The following is a 21192-nucleotide window of genomic DNA, read 5'->3' on the forward strand; positions in this document are numbered from 1 at the left end:
AAACGCAAGAATCGCCCCCATTGGTTAATACTACGTCAAACAGGGACTGACCCTGTTTGACCTGCTGGACGTCTCATTGCATGTCATGATGAATCAGCAATAGCTCTTTCTGACTTAGCAATCCGTCTCCGCGTTCAACACACTGGGACAAGGAACCTGTCCCTCCGTCCCGTCCCGCCGTCTCCCTCCGTCCCCCGTCACTTAATCTTTCTTCATCTTTTTAGATATACTTTCTGTCAGACGATCAAGTAAAATGGCTAGAATAACGATTCCTAAACCACCGACAGCACCCATTCCAATGTTAAGTGTCTGCATGGAGCGTAACACGACGTTTCCAAGACCGCCGCCACCAATCATGGAAGCAATAACGGTCATGGCAAGTGCCATCATGATACATTGATTAACCCCAGCCATAATGGTTGGTAATGCAAGAGGTAATTGAACATCTTTCAATGTTTGCCAACGACCAGATCCAAATGCTCTCGCGGCTTCTACCATTTCCCCTGATACTTCACGAATACCTAAAGTAGTTAGTCGGACAGCAGGAGGCATTGCGAAAATCATGATGGCAACTAAAGCAGATACCTTACCCATTCCAAAAAACATGACCGCAGGAATGAGATAAACAAAGCTAGGTAGTGTTTGCATAAAGTCCATAATAGGCCTCAGAATTCGTTCTACTACCTTACTTTGTGAAGCAAAAATTCCTAAAGGTATTCCAACTAGTAGTGAAACTGCAGTACCGGATAAGGCTAAAGCAACCGTAGACATAGTAGGCGCCCATATATCTAAACCGGCTGTGAGCAAAAGTCCTACAAATGCAAAGATAGCCAAACGATAGTTAGCCAACCACCAAACTAATAGTGCAACGACAGTCATAATGACAATTTCAGGTGGCCAAAGCAAAAGAGTTTCAAAACCATCAATAAGAGTTCCTAGGAATCCACTTGCAGCCCGTAGGAAAGGACTAAGAAAATAGCTTACTCTTTCAAACCCTATATTAATCCAATCCTCTAGTGGTATGAAAAAATCAATCATTGGCATTACCTCCCTCAGCAAGCTTTGCCATGACAGTTCCACGTACAACAATGCCTTTAAATTTGTAATTTTCATCTACAACTGCAAGTGGCAAATTTTTACCGGTCATCAGTGTAAACATTTCCTTTAACGGTGTATCCGGTAACGCTGTTGGAATATCCTTTTGAATGATAGTATCCAGGCTTGTTTCATTTTTTTCAACAGCTGTTAAAGCATCTTCCGCCATCACGATTCCAATCAGTCGGTTCTGTTTATCAACGATGAAAATACTCGAAATATCATTTTCTTTCATTCTGTGCAACGCCACACGTGGCCCATCTTTTGGATAATGTATAATGGCTGCCGATTTTTTCATAATCATTTCAGCAGTTAGGACCCTTGATCTGTCAACGTCTTCAACAAACTTTTCCACATATTCAGTAGCTGGGGACATCATAATTTCCTCAGGTGTACCAATTTGAACAATCTCTCCGTCTTTCATAAGGGCGATACGATCCCCTAATCGAAGTGCTTCATCTAAATCATGTGTAATAAAGATAATTGTTTTTTGGAGTTTATCTTGGAGCTCTAATAGTTCTGATTGCATGTCTTTTCTGATTAAAGGATCAAGTGCACTAAAGGCCTCATCCATCAGAAGAATATCAGGATCTGTAGCTAATGCACGTGCAAGACCAACACGTTGTTGCATACCACCACTTAATTTAGAAGGATAATATGTTTCCCAGCCTTTTAAACCAACTGCTTCCAGGGATTCTAGAGCCTTTTTTTCCCTTTCTTCTTTGACAACACCCATGACCTTTAGTCCGTATGCAGCGTTTTCCAACACTGTATAATGGGGGAAAATGGCAAAGTTTTGAAAAACCATACTTACATTTTTCTTACGCAATTCGCTAAGTTCTTGTTTATCCATCTTAGTGATATCTTTATCATTAATTGAAATAGAGCCAGAAGTAGGTTCAATAAGGCGATTAAGGCAGCGGATAAGTGTAGACTTTCCGCTACCAGATAGGCCCATTACAACAAAGGATTCCCCCGGTTCAACTTCGAATGAAACATTATTTATACCGATTGTTGTACCCGTTTTTGCCATGATTTCATCTTTTTTATAGCCTTTTTTGACCATTTCAATTGCTCGTTTTGGTTCTTTACCGAAAACTTTGTATAGATTTTCAACTTTTATTATCGCCATTTATGTCACCCTTATTTTTTACTCTGCATCTAACCAAGCATCGATATCTGAACGATTATCATCAATCCACTGTTGAGCTAATTCTGTCACATCTTTTCCCTCATCCTGATTATTGTAGAGGTACTCTTCAACGTCTTCGATACTCATCTCAAAATTAGTAACTAAGTTGTAGATTTCTGGTGCCTTATCTTTAAAATCATTACTTATACCCCATTGAAAACCATCTGTACCCCAGTAGCCTTCTTCATCTTCAAGGATTTTAAGATCATAATTTCTGAACATAGTATGTGGACGCCAGCCCAAGAATAGAATTGGTTCTTCCTGACTGATGGCATAATCCACTTCTGCCATCATAGATGCCATTGTACCAGAAACAACTTCAAGGTCTAATCCATGAGCTTCTACAACTTCTTCAGTAGTAAGCATCATGCCTGATCCAGGTTCAAAACCAATTAGTTTTCCATTTACAGCATCTTCGTTTCCTACTAACTCACCAATTGTGTCTACTTCGACATATGTTGGTACTGCCCAACCAGTTGGAGCGTCATCAAAAATCGTACTTCCAACTTCATAATCGCCTTCGAATTGTTCCTTGTAAGTTCTGTGTATACCAGGCCAAATACCAGGCCAAATATCTATGTCATCTTGGGTCAAAGACAAGAACATAAAAGCAATGTCACCCTCCATCACTTGAACCTCGTACCCAAATTCTTCAGCAATCAGTTTCGTTATTTCAATTGGCGGCGTTTCGTAATCGTAAGGCGCATTACCAATTGTAATCACTGTGCCATTTCCTGTAGCACCATTATTGCCTTCGTCGTTGTCTGCTGCTCCACAAGCGCCCAATAAGCTAGCGCTGATTATTAAAAATAAAAACAAAGTTAATTTCTTCATATTTTCAGCTCCTCGTATAGTTTTGAGTTATGATCATCAATAAAAAATTCCTGTAGCATATTAGTCCATTATTATGTACAAACAAACATTCCTTTCGACTTTTCAATTTTAAAAAGTGTTTTTAGATTTTAAATGGGGCGACAGTCTATTATTATATATTATAAGGAAAAGTTGCACAATTAATTCACAGGAATCAAGAACGAACCGCCCCCGTTGTCCTCAGCGATATTCCATATGATATCCCCAACGTAAAGCCATTAGCGGGGATCCAACCACGACGATTACCGAAATCGAATTAGATCCCTTCGTATATTGTATCGTGTACATAATGACCAACAACTAATCACTGTTATTGATACTTGTCGCCGAGATTTCTCGTACCATTTTAAATCGGGATCTTGCATAGATTCAATGACTGTCTTCGCCTGCCCACGTAGAGATTCATCACTTAGAAAATTAAAAAGCAATTGTTTAGTTTCTTGCTGTTTGCGTACTCGATATTCCTGTGCGAAAAAGCCTTTTATGAAAAACACAGTAGACTTTTCTTCATAAGATTATTGGGGGTAACGACATCTAAAGAATGCGATGCTTACCATTCTCCCCCTGTGTTTCAAATCAGTTGTCCATTTCAGTTACAACACTAAATCACAAGTAAGGACGAAACAAGTAAAATCTCTTTCTACCGTTCCGCCCTTTTTTTTGAATACTCAGTTCATTATAAACACAAGAACGGCCCCCGCGTTTTCGTTCTTTAATCAGCTAATAAATCCAAGTAATATTTATCATTTTCTTCTATCTTTCTTAAAAATTCTTCAAGAGAAATCGCAATTTGAATATCATAATAGTAAACTGCACTTCTAACATTTTCATTCAATTCTATTGACATTAAGACTGATTCACTGCCTTCAAAAATATTAGTTTGTTATTCTCGAATTCATCATAGATTTCTATGTCGGGGTAAAACTCATAATCATTAGTTCTTAAACGAAAATCTCTTACTGAATAAGGATCCATTAAACGGTTAATATTAAACTCTGAACCTTTAATAAATCCATAGCCAGTTTCCACATAAAAATTAACTAACTCCTTAGGAAATTTTAAATCAAGTTCCTTCTCAACCTCTTTTATTTCGTTTTCAGTTACAGGATAAAAACTATTTTCTTGTTTTGCCGTAATAAATTTATAGCTCATTTCTTTTTACCTCCTCTAAATAGGGTATTGCTGGAGAACCTGCTCCATGAATACCAGCTTGATGCTCATTTGGAAATTTTGCAGGATGTATATTCCACCATACATGCTCTCCTCCAAAAGTATTCTCAATATAAAAAACACAGGGCAATTCCTGCGTTTTTTAACAATTGTAATTATATTTTTGGAATGTCCACCTCTTCCCCTGGAGATTTACTTATAAGAATATGAGGAAGTTCTGGGTTATTCTTTTTCAACTTATATTTTTGAATTTTCGTTAATTGAGGATCAAAAGAAATATTACGTGATTGAAATTCTAGTTTGGTAAGTTTATAATAAACCTTACTCAAAAAGTTTTTCCAATCTTCTAATGAGGTACTTAATACTTCATCTGGTTTTTCTAACAAGCGATAACCGTCAGCATAATAAAACATTAGTAAACCAGTCCCTAAATCACAAGCCGTATTTTCTAAAATAACTTGGGGTACATCAAACCCACTATTCCAATTATAATTTGCAGCAAAATAATGGAGTAATAAAGAGTTGTCTGTATCTTTTAACTGAGTTACTATGAAATCCTTATCTGAATTGTAAAGTAACTGTTCAAGATAATTAATATCTTCTTTCTTATTCATTTGAATCTCCCCCTTACCCTAACTAATCATCCTATTATTTTTCCAATTTTCTAAGCATCCTTTCCCAAAGTTCTACTGTTGCACCTTGGCTAGGATACAACGGTAAACCCGACTCCTGCAATATCCTTAAATTATTTTGTAAATCATATACTTGTTTCTGTAAATTATCAACGCTTTGGTTAATATCCATTCTGTTTAGTGCTCTTTCAACTACCTCATTATAAACAGAATGATATCCGCTGTGTCTAGACATGACACTAATATCGTTAGCTGGCACCCTTAGGAAGATTCCATTTGTAGAGTCATCGAAGTTCATTCCAATTTTTTGAATAACAGGGTTATTTGCCATTTCAGAAGGAATAATATGTTGAGCTTGATAACCACTCCATCTGGTAGATCGCTTAAGCCCCATATCTTCCAACATATTCTTACCTAACTTATTGGAATTACCTCCGGTAATAACACATGAGCTACCTGGAATTAGTCTTATACCATTCCCTATAACATTACCACCCATTAACTTATCAACTTGTCTTAAATACCTCACTGCACCAATGACAGGTATTACACCAATTGCATCAAATCCAGTTTTTCCAACATGGCCCCAAGACCATTCCCAATGCTGTAAGTCATGGAATAAGTCACGAACATTTGCAGGAAGATCTAACCCCCATAATCCTAATCCAATCATAGTACCAGTGCCAAGAATGGTGACATCATCTTCTTTATAATGGCCAAAAATAATTTGGTTCAATGTTCGGTGGAGGTAACCCTTTTCCTCTGTTACCTCTATTTTACTTCTGTGGCACGCCTTCTTCAACGCATCTGTACTCAGAACATTCTGTATTTGTCGAAATGCTATTTCATTCTGAGCTATAATAGGACTTGTAGACGCTATTTGTGTCCACCGATTTTGGAAGTGGACATTAATATCAAAAGGATCCCCCGTTTTCATCAATGTCTCAAACTTCGGTTTTATCACACTTTTCCTAAGATTGTTAAACCCTCCAAACATCAAGATAGGTTGCGCTGTGATAAGATTTAACCGGTCCAAAACGGGTATCATTAATCTTTGAGTCACATTCAAAACGTCCGCCATTATCCTATAAAATACCTTCATCAAAACCCCAGTGCTTAGGACATTTGCCACACTTCCTATTTTTTGCCCGTTCATGATCTGAATCGGCAAGATTGAAAATTTATCGTCGATTAGCCATCTCGATAATTCTCTAAATCTCGCTAAATCAATTTTGCTAGAGGAGAGATTTTTCCCCTTCATCAACTCTTTCATTAAAACCATGAGCTGCTTTTCAAACCAGTCGCTACTTCTAACTTTACTTCGGCCGCCACTCTTTTTCAACAGCGACTCAATTTTTTCAATAGACGATTGCGCACTTGAAATATCCCTCTTCCCGACACTCGTAAACGAATCTAGCCTCTTCCTTGATTTGACAACGACCCCTTGAGCGTCATTTGCACGGTCTGGCACAGGCGTAAGACTTGGCGCGCTGACGGAACTGATGTCCGAAATACTACGAATGATCCTGTTGATCTCATCTGCCTGTCCCTCTAATTGGTCATACCGCTTCTCCAACTCTAGCTCCTGGTCCATCAAATAATTGCTTTCCAGCCTCGCCGATGAACTAGCATCTACACTTTCAGAAAAAGCGTTTAGGTGTTGCTGGAGATTTTGTTCTAGGGTTTGGAAGAGTGTTTCAAACTCATCCAAGATCACCCCATGATATTGGGAAAAATAAAGTTTAGCAGCTTCCGCCGTTTTCCCTTGAAAGTCCTTCATCTTACTAATTTGACTAATGTTTTTCCTTATCGCATGGATTCCCTCTATGATTTGATCCGTTTCACGCTTCTGCATGTCATAAAATGACTTCACCTCAGAAATGTCCACCCTATTACCCAAACCATGCCCTCCTTCCGATCACAAAGCTATCAATATTTTCCATTTTATTCATGATAAGATTTCTTGGAGGAAAAAACAGCGTAATTTGGTACTAATTACCACTAGTAGTTTTTTACTATTTTTTTAGTAGAAAGTTTAAGATGAACGTACTTTAGGTGCAGGAGGCGTTTCTAGGCAAGTAGGGACAATCATTGAATCAATGTTTCACTAACGAATATATAGTTTGTACCTACATTTTTTAGGACCGAAAACCATGCTTTGGAAAAACATGGACCTTGGTTCTCCATTTAGTGAAAGGGGGTGACCTTCTTTTAGAAGGTTAGCCGATAATTCTCCCCCCGTGTTCCATATGAGAGTGTTTCCGTTTCAAACAACACTAAGCAGAAGTGGAACAGCTAAATCATACATATTACGAACCTTCGGTCCTTTATTAAACACAAGAACCAAAAAAATTTAACCCAGAGGCCTGCAGTCTAGTGGTCTTCTAGACTGCAGGCCTCTTGAGATTTCCTTAAATATATTAGGGTAGACTTGGTGATCTAAATGACTATTCTAGTTAACTATTAAACTTCCTTCGGTTCCTTTGTAAACGCAAGAACCGTCCCTGCGTTTACTTCCACGGTTTCCTCTGGGATAATATGGTTGAAATGATTCTATATAAAAGTTATTTATAATGAGGGAGGGTTTTAGGTGACCATTAGCAAAACACACCTTATTCAAATCGAATGGGAGGGACCTTATCATTTAATAGACTTAGTATCTCTAACTAACGAGGAATATGATAATGGTGTTTATCAAATCTATGGTAAGCACCCTACATATGGAAGCGATGTATTATTGTATATTGGCAAAGCCGATTATCAAACACTTGGTAAAAGAATCTCTCAAGAAGATTGGCTGAACACCAATGATTCTAATAATACAAAGATATATATTGGTAGATTGCATGGTCCAGTGATCCCCTCAGAAGAACAGTGGTCAAAGGAAATTGATTTGGCTGAATGATTACTAATATACTCACATAAACCTGCTTATAATTCTAGAAGCATCCTGTCACTTCCAGATGCCGAGTTACAGGATATCCATATCCTTAATTGGGGACATCATAGAGATTTACAACCTGAGATTTCAGGATTAAGGTGGACAAGCAGATTAGATAGTTTTGAATACGTTCAATATCGATTAAGTTAGGACAAACAGAGGCAAACAGGGACTGTCCCTTCTGACTATGAAAACAAAAATAATAAGGAAAAGGTGCGAGTAATAAATGCCCATTTCAATAAAAGTTTTGTTAACATTACTAGTTTTTGCTGGACTCTCTCTCTATTATGGGGGTTCTTGGCTGTTTGGATTAAAGGAGATAGCTTGGGGTTCAGCTAGAAAACGTTGGCTGGAACTCCTACTCGGTTTTACCATGTTTGGGATAGGTGCATATATGATACTGCCTATCACACTAGATGTTATCGGAAATGAGGAAGAGGTTGCCATAGTCTACGTCGAAGATTGGCACGTCCCCTCCCCTTCTAGTATAGTTAAAATTACCATTAGAACTGACAAAGGGAATTTCGAAAATTATTATCGTACCTTTCGTTTAAGAGTTGGGGAATACTATGAAATTAAATATTTACCCCGATCGAAAGTTATTATCGATGCGAAAAGACAAGAGTAGCATATTTGGAAGACGAGTAGAAGACAGGGACTGTCCCTGTTGACTCAGGATTAAAGCTTATTAATCTAAGGGAGTTACAACATAATGAAGAAAACTTTTAATTTTAAAGCTAGAAAAAAATTTTATTTAATTGGTGGCATCATTGGTGCTTTAGCTGCCCCTCTGGTTACTCTTTCTTCTGAAGATGGACCCCGGCCCTTAGATACCCCTGGACTTGTGGAAGCTATAATTGGAAACGTCATTTTCTTTTCAGTGTTCTTTATGCTTGTGTTAGGAAATGCCTTCTATTATGCATTTGTAGAAAAATTAACTTTTTATGCTGCTGGGATAAAAGCATTAAAATGGGTTGCATTGGGGTTAGTCTGGTTTGTGATTGCTATCGTATTCAATATATTTACAATGCTACCGAACTAACCATGTACTAGCGCCAGGGAAGTTGGGAAAACTGGGACTGTCCCTGTTGACTTCCCTATAACAAAAGTATTTAATAGCCGCCCCCTGCAGTCTAGCGATCTTCTAGACTGCAGGGGGCTGGGGTCTACTAGTTTATTGAGTGTTGATACTTATCATGTACAAAATATTGTTTGAAAATGATGAAAGTAGAGTCCTATATAGTTAAATGGGAATCGTTCATAATATGATTGCATTTCAATATATGAGATAAGACATGCTATTAAAAGAGCTTGCTTGGTTAACACTTGAACGAACCTTCGGTCCTTCGTAAACGCAAGAACCGTCCCTGCGTTCAACACCCTGGGACGATGAACCTGTCCCTCTGTCCCACGTTCACCATTTGAGCATGTCTGAGCGGTAGCCATTTGCCTGGCGCAGCTTCTTGATTGCCGATTCGCGCAAATGCTTTACTTGATTTAGATGGTAGCCATGCCGCTCAGCATAATCCTTCACACTGTAGCCATGAATGAACTCCCCGATGACATACTCCTTCTCCTCGTCCGTTAACCTCGATTGCCCAATCCAGAGCCTTAAGATAATACGCTGCTCCTCATTCCGCGCCAGAGGTGACAAGCCTGTGAGAATAACAGGATCATAGACAACATGATGCCTGCCGAACAAATCATTCTCCCGGAGAGCCTCCTTTATTCTGCCACTTACATAACTGTAGGCAAACGGAGCAAAATCACCGATACAAGAGTCGTACCGTAACCACGCCTCATAAATGGCAATCCGACCAATTTGCTCGAACTCGTCCCGATCAATACGTAAATTCCATTTTTTGATGAGGGAATACACCATCGGCATCATCTGCTGATAGTAATCCTCAAATCGCTCATCTCTATCCAATTCCTTAACAAATTTCTTATCCAAGGGAACCTCTCCCACTTGGAAGCGCGCTTCCGCTCATTCCGCGGTAAGGTAAGTGTATGACTTTTCCTGGAACGTGACGAATGACATTAAAAGACGTTTCCCTAGCGAAAACGAGTAGTTTTCGTAAAAGAAACAGCACGTTTCTATAGAAGAAACTCGCTGTATCTATACAATTTAAATTATTTTTTCATGTTGATAAGATAACTGCTTTATTTGGAAAACAGAGAAACTAGTTTTTTACGAAGTCGAGTGGGGTGTGTCCTTGAAATACAGAGATCCTCCTGTTCCCCCTCCATGTTAAAGAGAGTAATAGGATCTTAAGCAACACTCCTCATAGGGCCCACAAAACCTTTTTAAACCTTTCAGTGAAAACCAAGTTCCCCCTTTCACTTAGTAGCAATTTCCTCCCCACCAAACACAGATCCCACCTCATATTTCACAAATCCACCCTATTTTTTTATACAAACCCACCACATTTTTCACAAATAAAAATAATTATCCAAGGTAAACCATATATTTCCATAACCAGACATTCACGCTGTGTAAACTTCTTTCATTCGGCTCCATAATTAAAAGAAAAAGGAGCAGTTCCATTGTCAGAACAGCGTTTTGATTCAAAGGAAATGAGACAGTTTATCGGCATGAAGGTCCGTGATATTCGCATTGAAAAGGGCTTAACACATGAAAAGGTTGCCGAAGATGCTGGCCTTAATGAGAAGTCTATTAGTAGAATTGAAAAAGGCGAGACGGACATTAAAACATCTACTCTCTTTAAATTGGGGAAAGGGTTAGGATTGACGAACCCCTCTTATATATTAGAAGACGCAATAAAATATTTATATTCCAAGGAAAAAAATGATAACTAGGACTATAGACGGATTCACTCTTTTCATATATAATTAAGTGAAATGGTGAGCATACTTTCTTTCAGAGAATTACTATTCTCTTCAATCACGCCCTTCAGCTTTTGGAAGGGATCTATTTATGCTCATCAAACCAGAATAATACATATTTGTTATAAAAAAGCACTTATCATGGTTGCTAATTGGAAAATACCTACCTACTTCCACTAACAGTCCCAGCAATTTTCCAAGTACAATATAATATCAATAGGAATAGGAGTGTGCTTTATTTGAAAAAGTCGAAAAAGGTTATCATTCTAGAAAACTATTTAATTAACAAAAGCACAAAAGCGTTAGTACCTGCTTCACATCCTGATTATTGTACAATTGTTTTTGAAGGCGAGAACATGTTTTATGTGAAGAAGCCTTGTTTTGCCATTATTGAGGGTTCCTGTTTACCTGGAGGTTCGAGTTACATAGGTCGTCGTACTGCAGCAGTTCACGAAACAGATGCAAAAAGGAAAGTCCCTATTGCAATTTGTACCAAGGAAGAAATTTATGCCATTCCAACGAAATCACCAAAAAGCTTCAACTGTACTTGGCTTTTCTATCACCATGTCCAGAACTTCACAGTAGACGAAAGCCGACATGGCAAATGCATTGCTAATATGACTGACGGAATACAAATATCACTAGACGTTTCCGTTGCTGTCATGAATAAACAGCTCTCCCGCACCGCCCGATGCATTATGCTATTTTCAAAGCCAACGAAATAAGTTTACTGTTTTCATAAATTTTCAAATAGAATTAAAGGTTTTCATATTATAATACGAGAGCCCAGCAGTCTAGTGATCTTCTAGACTGTAGGGCTTTGTTTATAGTTTACTACTTCATATTAGGGAATTATATATACTCACGTCCCTGCCTTGACATGCATTAATAGACACTATCTCAACATCTTTTACTTCATTTTTTTCTTCTGAATTTTAACACCCTAGGGACCAGATATGTATTAATGTTATTTTTGTTGTAGTTCTATTATAATCTTATTGTAATCCTGTATAAGTTTTTCTAAAGCTATAATCTCTTCCTTTTCTTTTTTCGATCCGTACTCCGAAATTAATCTTATACCCTCATTAATATAACTTTTTAAAGTGATTGTATTATATTCCCCTTGATTAAGTTCATATATTTCTTTTAATTGATTATAAATATACTTGTATAAAATATTTTTGGCCAATAAAAACAATTGAACACTTTCAACAGCATTATCTGATAAGTTAAATTTAATATCTTGTGTGCCCTTAGGACCTTTCCTTTTAAAAATATCCTTTAAATAGTCAGCATTAAAATATCGAGATATCGAGATAAATTTCATTATTAAAAGGTCTAAATCTTTCAATAAACTTTTATGATAGAAGCTAAAACTTAAAAATTCCTCTAAAATAGCATCATCTTTATCATCTTTTAGCCAATTCCCAACAAAACTCTTTATTTCATCTGTTTCTAAGAATAATATACAGTTATCCCATATTAACTTAGCATCGAATTTTTTATAACTTTTACTAAAGACTTTAGCTGTATTATCTCTATATCCGTCAATTACTGCTTGTTTTAATTGATTTTCCGAAGCTTCATTTAATAATGGCCCCAAATATTTATAAATACCTAACACAAATATAATATTTGGAAAATCCTTATACGTGATATTGTAACTCATGTTTGAATAAATTTCCCTAGCTATCAATTTTGCTAATGACATAATACTATTAGTATATTCTCTATCATCCTCAATATTATATCGCTCATTAAAAACATCAAAGAGCAATTTTATAAGGAAGACTTTACTTTCTATTTCTCTTAGTCTATGTTCAAGTTTATTGTTTACTTCATGAATAGTATACATATCTACATAATACAAGTACTTTCTCTTACTTTCTTTTATTGGGTTATTATTAAAAATAGCAATTAGTTCACTTAATTCATTTTGGGAGATAAATTTCTTCGGAGTTCCATACATGTAATACTGTTCAAAAAATTTATCTGAACAAATTCTTTTTTCACTAGTCCATTTAGTTCTTTGAGTATCACTATATCTTGACAACTGTTCTTGAAAAATTTTTGGACTATATGGGAATAAAATTTCCAGTATCTCTTTGTAATCGTTTATATTTTCCATCTCCTTAAAACTAGCTATACCTTCACTGTAAGATTCATCTAATAAAATTCTTTTACGTTCATATATTAAATGATATAGTTCTGGTGAGCTTACTTTTAAAACTAGCAAATACATCAAATCTCTTGAGTTTACTTCATCTCTAAGTATTGGTAGATAGAATTTAATTAAATTCATATAAGTAACTATATTTCTTGGTGAGAATTTTAAATTAATTAAAACAGAAATAAGACGTTCATCAAAATTTTCGGATACTCTATTATGCTCTAGAATATTTTTTAAGTACTTCCAACAAAGTTCATGTAACGTTTTAGGGTCTATCTTAGGAAGGTAAATTGGAACCTGAATAAATTTTTGAATATATTTCTTTGCAGCTTCATAATCATTACCTTTATCAAAATAAACTGATGACAGTGACTTTTTTACAACTGCTTCATCTAATGCAATAATGTAAGTTACTTTTGGAAAATCTGCAATTAAACGGACTAATTTAAAAATCATACGGATTTCTGATCCCTCTAACCGGTCAATATCATCAATGTACACAACTATTCTTTTGGGGAATTTTCTTAAAATCTTATTGATATCGTCTTTTAATTCTTTTAAGGTAGCTGTGTTATTTGGGATAGACAAATCTAGTATTTTTTTAAAATTATCAACAATACTTCCATCTCCAAGACTAATTGATGATAATTTATTTGCATATTTTTTTATAACATAGGCTAAATGGGGGTTATAGCCTCTTTCAGTTTTTAATTTATTTAAAAAATGATCAAAAAAGTGGTAAATAATATCATGATTGGTTTTCCCAAAATACCATGGTTTAAAATCTACAAACATTATATTTTCATTACTACTACCTTTTATTAAATTAATAACCGAACTCTTCCCAGCCCCCCACTCACCAAATATACCTATTGTTACTGAGTCGTTTTGTTGGTTTCCAATCACATGTGAAATTTTATCAGCAAAAGGTTTCCTATTTAGAATATCATCTTCCTCAGTTTCAATAGGTAAATCCGAATTAAAATACTGTTCATTTTCTCCATTTTCCTCTGAGTCTTTTCTAAAACACCTAATTAAGATACCACCAACAAAGTAAATAAAAACTAGAAAAGAAAATATCATGACAATGTCAAAAAGATTGGACATAATTTTACCATTCCAAAAATTGTGGTTCCCATCTATTAACCAATAATTCATAATAATGCTTGAAGTAGCTATCAATATTATATAGTCAGAAAATAAAACAAATGGTTTCACTCTCGAAGTTATGGCATTTAGTGTACTAATAACAACAACTAAACTAAATAAGAATATTAGAATAATTATTAATATATAAAAAGCAAACTCAACATTATCTGATTTAAAAGTAAATAAGTTTATGTCATGAAACTTTTTACGTGTTAATATCATTAAAATGTTGATTAATATTATAGTAAATATGCTAGATATCATTTTTAACAAGACTGACAACAAAGATTCCTTACTAGGCACATTTTTTTTAGTTTTCATTTTATCCCCGTGTCCTCCAAACCTTAAATTTCTATTATACTATCATTAACCTATGTAAAAAATAAACCATAGATTGATAGAAAAATGTCTTTTATAATACTAGACTTTTGAGATGATGTTTATTTAACAAATAGGGCTTTAATATAAAGGTAATACTCTAATAGGCCTTTGTAATATTCCCCAATATATTTACTAATTAGAGTAATTCTAACTTTTTATGGAATATTAGCTGTTTACATTTATAAAATTTTTCGACATTTTTTATAATATCCCTGCTTTAAAATTAATTATCATTCGTTTTCTTCAACATAGTTAATTAAGACAACCAGGGACTGTCCAAGTTTGTCAAACTCTGTGTTGGAACCTGTTATAGAAAACTATAACAAAAGCAGTTATATCCATAGAGCCCTGCAGTCAGTGATCTTCTAGACTGCAGGGCTCTGTTTGAGGTTTCCTACTTAACATTAGGTAGTTGTTTCTTATATATGACAAAATGTTATTTGACTATCATTTTTAAAGTAAATATCTTTCTACATAAAGAGAACCGGCCATACTATGGTTACTTTACATAAAATGACATTATGATTTTAATAGATTTTCTCGTTAGCTAATATTCGAACCTTCGGTCCTTTGTAAACGCAAGAACCGTCCCTGCGCTTACCTTCATATACTTCTTTAAAAATTGCTTAAAGCATAAATAAAAAGTAAAATAGGAACGGCAATGGAAAAACCAAATGCCCCCTTTTTAATTAACCCTTTATTCCTCTCGCTCTTTCTAATTAGATTTATTGAACTAATTAACTCTGATTTTCTTTTAGGGTTTTCTTCATAAATTAAGTCCAAACCTTTTAGATAACCGAAATCAAATGCATACGTTAGTACACTAGAAAAACCACCATTAAATATGCTGTCTTTTATTTTACAGTTCTCAAAACAATACTTCTCTAACTCGACCTGAAAATCAACCATGATATCTTCTACTTCACGAAAAGGGTGATTAATAATACTAGGTAAGATTTGCTTTTTAATCTCCATTGGTTTTAAGGTACCTATTATTTTACTTACTATCCCGTCAAATTCAGAGACTGTTCTATGTTTATTTTCTTGATGCATTTTTTCCATAACTAAAGCGACATTTAACCCCCTTTCTGTCATTTCAGTCACTGCTTCCTCGACAAAGGAAAACTGATGACTATTCAAGCTATGCTCTTCCTTCTTAGAATAAAGAAGCCAAGTTAATTTTTGAGTTAGTGGATTATCTAAATCAGGAAAAAAGGAGGATAATGGATCGCTTTGAAAGTCAATATTGTTCCTAAATGCGCTTTGTTCCATCCAGTCACAGAAATTTTCCCAAAGACGCTCATGACTTTTCGTCCATCTTGTAATTCCATCTAATTCTGGTTCCTTTCGCTTAAAAATACAGCCATGATTACTATTCCTCTGACTAGGATTGGAATATTGATCACTTGTCTCTTCACTAGAATCACTTTGTTGTTGACCAGGATGCCCCTCCTGCTGATTAGATAAATAATAATCGTATCCCTTTCTCTTTTCTAAATCACCTAATGTTTCATAAGCAATGATTATACGTTTTAATTTTTCAGGATTTCCACCAACATCTGGATGATATACCTTCACCAATTTTCTGTATAAAGCTTTGATATCCTCATCACTTGCATTCCGGTTTATCCCTAGCTCTTCATAATAATTCACTACTCCCCCACCCTACTTTATATAAATGCCAAAACATACTTCTATAGCGCATTTTCATTTACTTGTTGTAGCAATTGATTATTAAAACATACTCTTTCAACCATTAGTTTTTTGCCATATATATTACAGATTAATGGTATAAAGACTTAAATACGACATTTTAACAAATATCCCTGCCTTTTTTAACTCTTTTTAGACAAGATTCAACAATACAAACTTTACACTTAAAAATTGCTGCAAACTTTGGTTAGTTCTCGAAAACCTTTTATTTTTTACGCAAACAGGGACTGTCACTTTTGACTTTATGCAATCAGATCAATTATCTCTTTTAAGTCTGTAGGATCTCCCCATGCAGTTCACCTTTCTCATTCAGACCCATCAGCATTACTTAAACACAAAATCCGGCCGGGTTCATACCTCGGAGGTAGACACATTAATTACTTACTATTTTTTGAATACAAAGCAAAATCCCCTTACAAGCTGTTAGGGGCAAGCACCTTTCATTTTCTAATGGTTGTCTTAACAAGGACGCCGTGAAGACGAATAAATAAAAATTTTAAAATATATTATTAAGAGAATCCGAGTTTCTACTATTATACAGAGCAGCTATTCTTCCTCCTTTCACTTTTCAGCACTCTTTCTGCTCTGAGTTAAATGACTCCCCTAAAAAAAAAAAAAAATGACCCACCTCCAAGATTGAAGCTGAGCCTGATTAATTGTTTTTCTTCTCTATAAAATGCAATAATAAATATGTTTCTTAATGCTTTTTCTCTAATCATCAAACCCCATTTCCAACTAATTATTCTACTTTTTAAGTACCCTTCCTTATATGTAAATATTCTAATTCCTGAATAGGACGGATCATAATTCTCCATTCTGCCTCTTTATAACCACGAGCAACAGTTTCACCATTTTCATCTTCATAGGATAATCTAAACTTATGTATTATTTCATAAGTTGTATGCTCTTCTTCTCTTTCAAATTCTAGTAACATTTCAATTTCACTAATTGCAGGTGCGTTATCATAAACGTTTACTAATTTAAAATCTACCAATTTCTTACCTATAAAGATTTCACGAAGTTCGCCTGCTAACTTTCCTACTGTCTTATCTTTTGTAATATGTTTCGAAACCTTCTTAGCCATTTTGCCATAGTTCTTCTCTACTAAGTAATAATGAAATTCAATTAATGCCCGTTCAGGTGTGTTCTCGCTATAATCACTAACCTCTCCCTTTTCAGACAGATCCTCCCCAACCGTTAATTCTCTTTTCACCCAATTGTTCATATGCTCTTTCTGCTTTTGGGTTTCCTGATATTGTTCTAAGAAACTTGCAACCTGTGTCATTGTCTCTTCAAAAGATGGTGGGACGAATTCTTTATCGATACCTTTTTTACCAGCCTTAATCGCATCTGCCCAGTCTCTTAATGCAAGTAATGTAGAAAGCGCCTTTGAGGAAACTTTTACATTGGCATAGCCTAAATCTCTACCATGTAAAATTCCATTCCTATATGGTAAGTTAACTTCCTCATCTGTAGTTTTCTTGCGACTTTCACCAAATATTTTAGTAATAGCACCTAAACCACTATCATGTGCTGCAATTGTGTCCCATACTGTAAGTTCAACATTTTCTGCAAAGAAACCGATATGTTCAAAATCATTCACGAACCCATCAATCATCATCAAAAATAATGGAACACTTGCATGGTATCTCCCGCTAAAGTGATCTTCTAATGCGTTTAACATCAAGGTTCTCCTTGGCTGAAATTCTTTTAGGGCCATAAGTCTATTAGCCAGGAAATTTACTTGCTTCCTATTAGTGAAGTATTTGATTAAAGCATCCTCTGCTTCAATAGGATTTCCTTGTTCAGCAAGCTTGACGCACTTTTCCATTAACGGGAAGTTTAAATTCTCAAATGCAATCCATCCCTTTTTTGCAAAGAAATGATTAAATCTGTCCGGTATTATTTTCAGTACCTTATATTGATTGTAAGACTCTTCAAATTTTTGAAATGCTTCTTCAAACTTCGGCTCCTTAAGCCCAAACTCTTTAGCTAATAAATATAATTGTTGAAAATCATGTGCACCTTTAAAAGTCATGTCCATTTCTTTGAAACTATAATTGTCCTTAATTTGTTTTTTATTCTGCTTCCTCGTTCTCTTTTTACTTTTGTTTTTCTTTTTACCCATTTCAACTACTCTCCTCTCGCAAATCCCTATTAACTGATTTTACCATATATGTACATTACAAAACTCACCAAGTAGCACCTAAAACCTAGACGCTTATTAAGACTATGACTGTTAGATAGGTCAAACAGGGACTGGCCCTCTTGACTTTCTTTTTTGTTAAAACAAAGCCAAATTCTCTTACGAAGTGTTAGGGGGGAAGGCTCCTTTTATGGGTTGAACGTTTCATTCTCCCCTCGGTTTCAAATCAGTAATCTGTATTAGAAGCGACACTATAACAGAAGAATTTACTTCCAGCCCCTGCAGTCTAGCGATCTTCTAGACTGCAGGGGGGGGGGGGTCCTATTTGTTATTAAATTACTTTTACTTATAATGTATATAACGTAATGCGAAAAGTATTTTTAAAGTAGTGATCTATTTACATAGATAGGAATCGATTAGAATATGATTTATTTCAAAATAAGGGATAAGAGATGATGGTTTAAATAGCTTGATTGGGTAACTATTAAACGAACCTTCGGTCCTTTGTAAACGCAAGAACCGTCCCTGCGTTTACAGGCTGAATCAGAACAACTGAGAAGTACGGTACCAATCCCAGTTCACACCTCAATAATGGGGTCTGATTTTAGAAAGAAAGTAAACAGTTTAATGGATTATATTTAGGCCTGTACTTTACGAATAGGACAAACTGTAGTATCATAATATATAACTAATAGCGGTGTATAGCTTCGGCTTACACTTAAGGGGACTGGATGCGTCTGGTCCTCTTTTAATTTTGTCTAAAAACATAACCCTTTAACCAAACAAAAAAACCACCAAGCAGCTGCATTAGCATACTCAGTGGGTTCCTTCATATATAATATTTATGCTTTCTTTGACGTTCCGGCAACAATTTCTTCTGCAGCTTTCCTATCTTCGATTAATGGTAGCACTATGCTTTTTCGGAAATAGAGACAAACAGGGACTGTCCCCTTTGACTCCTCTCCTCTTGAGCGATGCTTCCGAAAATGGTAATCATTAATTCACTATCGGAATCTTTTGTGTGAATATTCTCTTCTCGAAATAAACCCAAGAGTCGAGATAGATAAAAAATTTATATATTGATTTTTACCTGTTTCAAGTTGCTATATATTGTATCTGTTTCTTCTTTTTTATCTTTATATAATGATATTTTTGCAGTCTTGAACACTATGCTTGGCAGATGTATTTTAAATAGCAAATATAACAATCTATTTTAAAGAATATAAAATAAACCCTATACCATATTCGGTAAGGGTTTATTACAATTCTTTTACTTTTTGATTAACTAAATCTGCTAAATCAATTGCTCGTTTTGACTTGTTTTTAAAGTTATTAAGCTTTTGCTTATAATCTGCATCGACTCTTTGTTTCCTTAAACGGTCTCCATTAATATATATTTCATTAGAAATAAAAGAATAAGAAGTCCACACTTTCTTATGAAGGCTTCCATCATTATTATCATAAGGAAAAGAGTTATCATCAAGATATTTCCTTGCATTACCAAAGGCTGAGTAATACGCTCTACTTATTGCTGTCCGATGATATTCTTCTTCCTCCTTTTCAGTTAACTCTTTTGCTACCTTTAAATTATTACTCCAATCAAACATTCTATTCTAACTCCAAATCTATATTCATTTTCCCTTTGGATTTATTAACATTATGAATCCACCATTCTTGATCAAGAGTGTCAAGGTTTTTATATGCAGTATCAGAATCATTATTACTAATAATTAATAAATAAAGCATATCTTCTTCTGAATCAAGTTCTAGTTTTAAGGAAAAAGAACCTTCAAAGCGCTTTTGGATCTCCAGATAAGCACTTAAAATTATAGATAATAGATGATGGTTAGATTTAAGGAAAGTAATTGTCTCATAGTAGCTATCAATAAAAAATAATTGATCTATAAGTTTTATTGCTATTTGTGATGGATCAGAATTTTCCCAAGAAAATACATTGAAGTCAGAACCTGATGGTTTAAAGGTAAAGACTTCTCTTAAAGATGTAATTGCATTAGATATATGAGAAAATGCACCGTTATCTTCCCAACCCGAAGAAACTGAAAAACCCATTATCTATTCTCCTCCCCAAAGAAATCCCTTAACTTATCAGTAATACACCCTTCAAATGTTTCGATAATTCGAGAATGAGCTACATCAAGCCAAGGATATATTTCTTCAATTGATATATATTTTGAGTCTGTTACGAAATAATCTAGATCTAAAATTAATAACTGGTTTTTATTTGTTAATTGTAACTTAAGATTATTTTTCCCTTCATCAAAAGGTAATTGTACTCCCGTGATAAAAGATCCATAATCTCGATTTAAACTTCCCCCTAAATGCGGATAAAAGTTAAAATAATCATCTAATTCAAATTTTGTTCTTTGTAAATCGATTTCGTTAGTGTATCTTAAACCAATTCTCTCTATGTCTTCAGGGCAGTTTATTTCGGCATATACTGAAAAAGATTTATCAATTAATTTTAAGAAGTTTTCCCAAGAAGTATATGGATTCACATGGGATATTATGAGACGGTATGGACTTATGTTAATGGAAGCTTCCTCATTTTCAGTTTTAATCTGTAAAGATTCTGACAATTTAACATTATGCTGAAAACCATCTGGTCCAGGGCCAATCTCAGCTTCTATACTGTTTACTTGTTCTTTTTTTGGAAAGTCACTTTTTAGCCTTTCATACATTAATCCAGGTATAGTTGCATCCCAACTCCCTACACGATTAAACCTTAATTCACAAATAACCTCTCTTACTGGAGGGTTCTTGTAGAATTTTCTATCCATTTAACATAACTCCTTATTTTTTCCTTATAATTATATACAATTATACTCTATGTACATATATACTTCAATCAGCAACTATCTATGC

The 21192-nt window shown here is 35.0% G+C and carries 17 protein-coding genes and 2 pseudogenes; 5 read left to right on the forward strand and 14 right to left on the reverse strand.

What is annotated here, in order from left to right; all coding sequences use genetic code 11:
- Positions 1 to 201: 201 nt before the first annotated feature.
- The 7 genes and pseudogenes from BW724_RS19640 to BW724_RS19670 form a co-directional block, all read right to left on the reverse strand.
- Positions 202 to 1038, reverse strand: coding sequence for an ABC transporter permease (locus tag BW724_RS19640; RefSeq protein WP_088076818.1), 837 nt, complete (start codon positions 1036 to 1038; stop codon positions 202 to 204).
- Positions 1031 to 2227 (reverse strand): quaternary amine ABC transporter ATP-binding protein, encoded by a 1197-nt coding sequence (locus BW724_RS19645; protein WP_088076819.1) that lies wholly within the window; start codon positions 2225 to 2227, stop codon positions 1031 to 1033. Before BW724_RS19645 ends, BW724_RS19640 begins: the two co-directional genes overlap by 8 nt.
- 18 nt (positions 2228 to 2245) lie before the next feature.
- The gene (locus BW724_RS19650) at positions 2246 to 3121 is read right to left on the reverse strand and encodes a glycine betaine ABC transporter substrate-binding protein (protein WP_088076820.1); all 876 of its coding nucleotides are present in this window, start codon (positions 3119 to 3121) and stop codon (positions 2246 to 2248) included.
- A gap of 751 nt (positions 3122 to 3872) precedes the next feature.
- Positions 3873 to 4312, reverse strand: a pseudogene (locus tag BW724_RS19655) (SMI1/KNR4 family protein).
- Positions 4309 to 4442, reverse strand: a pseudogene (locus tag BW724_RS24165) (hypothetical protein); the annotation flags it as partial. The pseudogenes BW724_RS24165 and BW724_RS19655, both read right to left, overlap by 4 nt.
- A gap of 43 nt (positions 4443 to 4485) precedes the next feature.
- Positions 4486 to 4944 carry a DUF4274 domain-containing protein gene (locus BW724_RS19665; protein WP_088076821.1) on the reverse strand — a complete coding sequence of 153 codons (459 nt, stop codon included), beginning with the start codon at positions 4942 to 4944 and terminating at the stop codon, positions 4486 to 4488.
- Between the two features lie 34 nt (positions 4945 to 4978).
- Positions 4979 to 6862: a T7SS effector LXG polymorphic toxin gene (locus tag BW724_RS19670; protein WP_088076822.1), complete on the reverse strand. Its 1884-nt coding sequence runs from the start codon at positions 6860 to 6862 to the stop codon at positions 4979 to 4981.
- A gap of 690 nt (positions 6863 to 7552) precedes the next feature.
- Here BW724_RS19670 and BW724_RS24170 point away from each other — a divergent pair.
- From BW724_RS24170 to BW724_RS19685, 3 genes are all read left to right on the forward strand, one after another.
- Entirely contained in the window at positions 7553 to 7867 is a 315-nt protein-coding gene (locus BW724_RS24170) for a hypothetical protein (protein ID WP_235849025.1), read from the forward strand.
- A 262-nt stretch (positions 7868 to 8129) separates the two neighbouring features.
- Positions 8130 to 8531 (forward strand): hypothetical protein, encoded by a 402-nt coding sequence (locus tag BW724_RS19680; RefSeq protein ID WP_088076823.1) that lies wholly within the window; start codon positions 8130 to 8132, stop codon positions 8529 to 8531.
- An 84-nt stretch (positions 8532 to 8615) separates the two neighbouring features.
- A complete protein-coding gene (locus BW724_RS19685; protein WP_088076824.1) occupies positions 8616 to 8945 on the forward strand; it encodes a hypothetical protein in 330 nt (109 codons plus the stop codon).
- 372 nt (positions 8946 to 9317) lie between these two features.
- Here BW724_RS19685 and BW724_RS19690 read toward each other — a convergent pair whose 3' ends face one another.
- A complete protein-coding gene (locus BW724_RS19690) occupies positions 9318 to 9857 on the reverse strand; it encodes a sigma-70 family RNA polymerase sigma factor (protein ID WP_088076825.1) in 540 nt (179 codons plus the stop codon).
- A 593-nt stretch (positions 9858 to 10450) separates the two neighbouring features.
- Between BW724_RS19690 and BW724_RS19695 the strand changes: the two genes are divergently transcribed.
- The gene (locus BW724_RS19695) at positions 10451 to 10723 is read left to right on the forward strand and encodes a helix-turn-helix domain-containing protein (RefSeq protein ID WP_088076826.1); all 273 of its coding nucleotides are present in this window, start codon (positions 10451 to 10453) and stop codon (positions 10721 to 10723) included.
- A 266-nt stretch (positions 10724 to 10989) separates the two neighbouring features.
- On the forward strand, positions 10990 to 11475 hold the full coding sequence (locus tag BW724_RS19700; RefSeq protein ID WP_176371484.1) for a competence protein ComK: 486 nt from the start codon (positions 10990 to 10992) through the stop codon (positions 11473 to 11475).
- Positions 11476 to 11717: 242 nt separating this feature from the next.
- On the opposite strand, the gene BW724_RS19705 is transcribed toward BW724_RS19700, so the two are convergent.
- From BW724_RS19705 to BW724_RS19730, 6 genes are all read right to left on the reverse strand, one after another.
- Positions 11718 to 14390, reverse strand: a complete 2673-nt coding sequence (locus BW724_RS19705; RefSeq protein WP_088076828.1) for a KAP family P-loop NTPase fold protein — start codon at positions 14388 to 14390, stop codon at positions 11718 to 11720.
- 675 nt (positions 14391 to 15065) lie between these two features.
- Positions 15066 to 16103: a J domain-containing protein gene (locus BW724_RS19710; protein WP_088076829.1), complete on the reverse strand. Its 1038-nt coding sequence runs from the start codon at positions 16101 to 16103 to the stop codon at positions 15066 to 15068.
- Between the two features lie 811 nt (positions 16104 to 16914).
- Positions 16915 to 18291, reverse strand: coding sequence for a hypothetical protein (locus BW724_RS19715; RefSeq protein ID WP_088076830.1), 1377 nt, complete (start codon positions 18289 to 18291; stop codon positions 16915 to 16917).
- Positions 18292 to 19568: 1277 nt separating this feature from the next.
- Positions 19569 to 19916 carry a hypothetical protein gene (locus tag BW724_RS19720; RefSeq protein ID WP_088076831.1) on the reverse strand — a complete coding sequence of 116 codons (348 nt, stop codon included), beginning with the start codon at positions 19914 to 19916 and terminating at the stop codon, positions 19569 to 19571.
- Between the two features lies 1 nt (position 19917).
- The gene (locus tag BW724_RS19725; protein ID WP_088076832.1) at positions 19918 to 20379 is read right to left on the reverse strand and encodes a hypothetical protein; all 462 of its coding nucleotides are present in this window, start codon (positions 20377 to 20379) and stop codon (positions 19918 to 19920) included.
- Complete coding sequence (locus BW724_RS19730) at positions 20379 to 21107, reverse strand: TIGR04255 family protein (RefSeq protein WP_088076833.1); 729 nt, start codon at positions 21105 to 21107, stop codon at positions 20379 to 20381. The genes BW724_RS19725 and BW724_RS19730 overlap by 1 nt, the downstream gene beginning before the upstream one ends.
- Positions 21108 to 21192 lie beyond the last annotated feature (85 nt).

The sequence above is a fragment of the Litchfieldia alkalitelluris genome, assembly GCF_002153425.1.
In the GTDB taxonomy this organism is placed as follows: Bacteria; Bacillota; Bacilli; order Bacillales; family Salisediminibacteriaceae; genus Evansella; species Evansella alkalicola.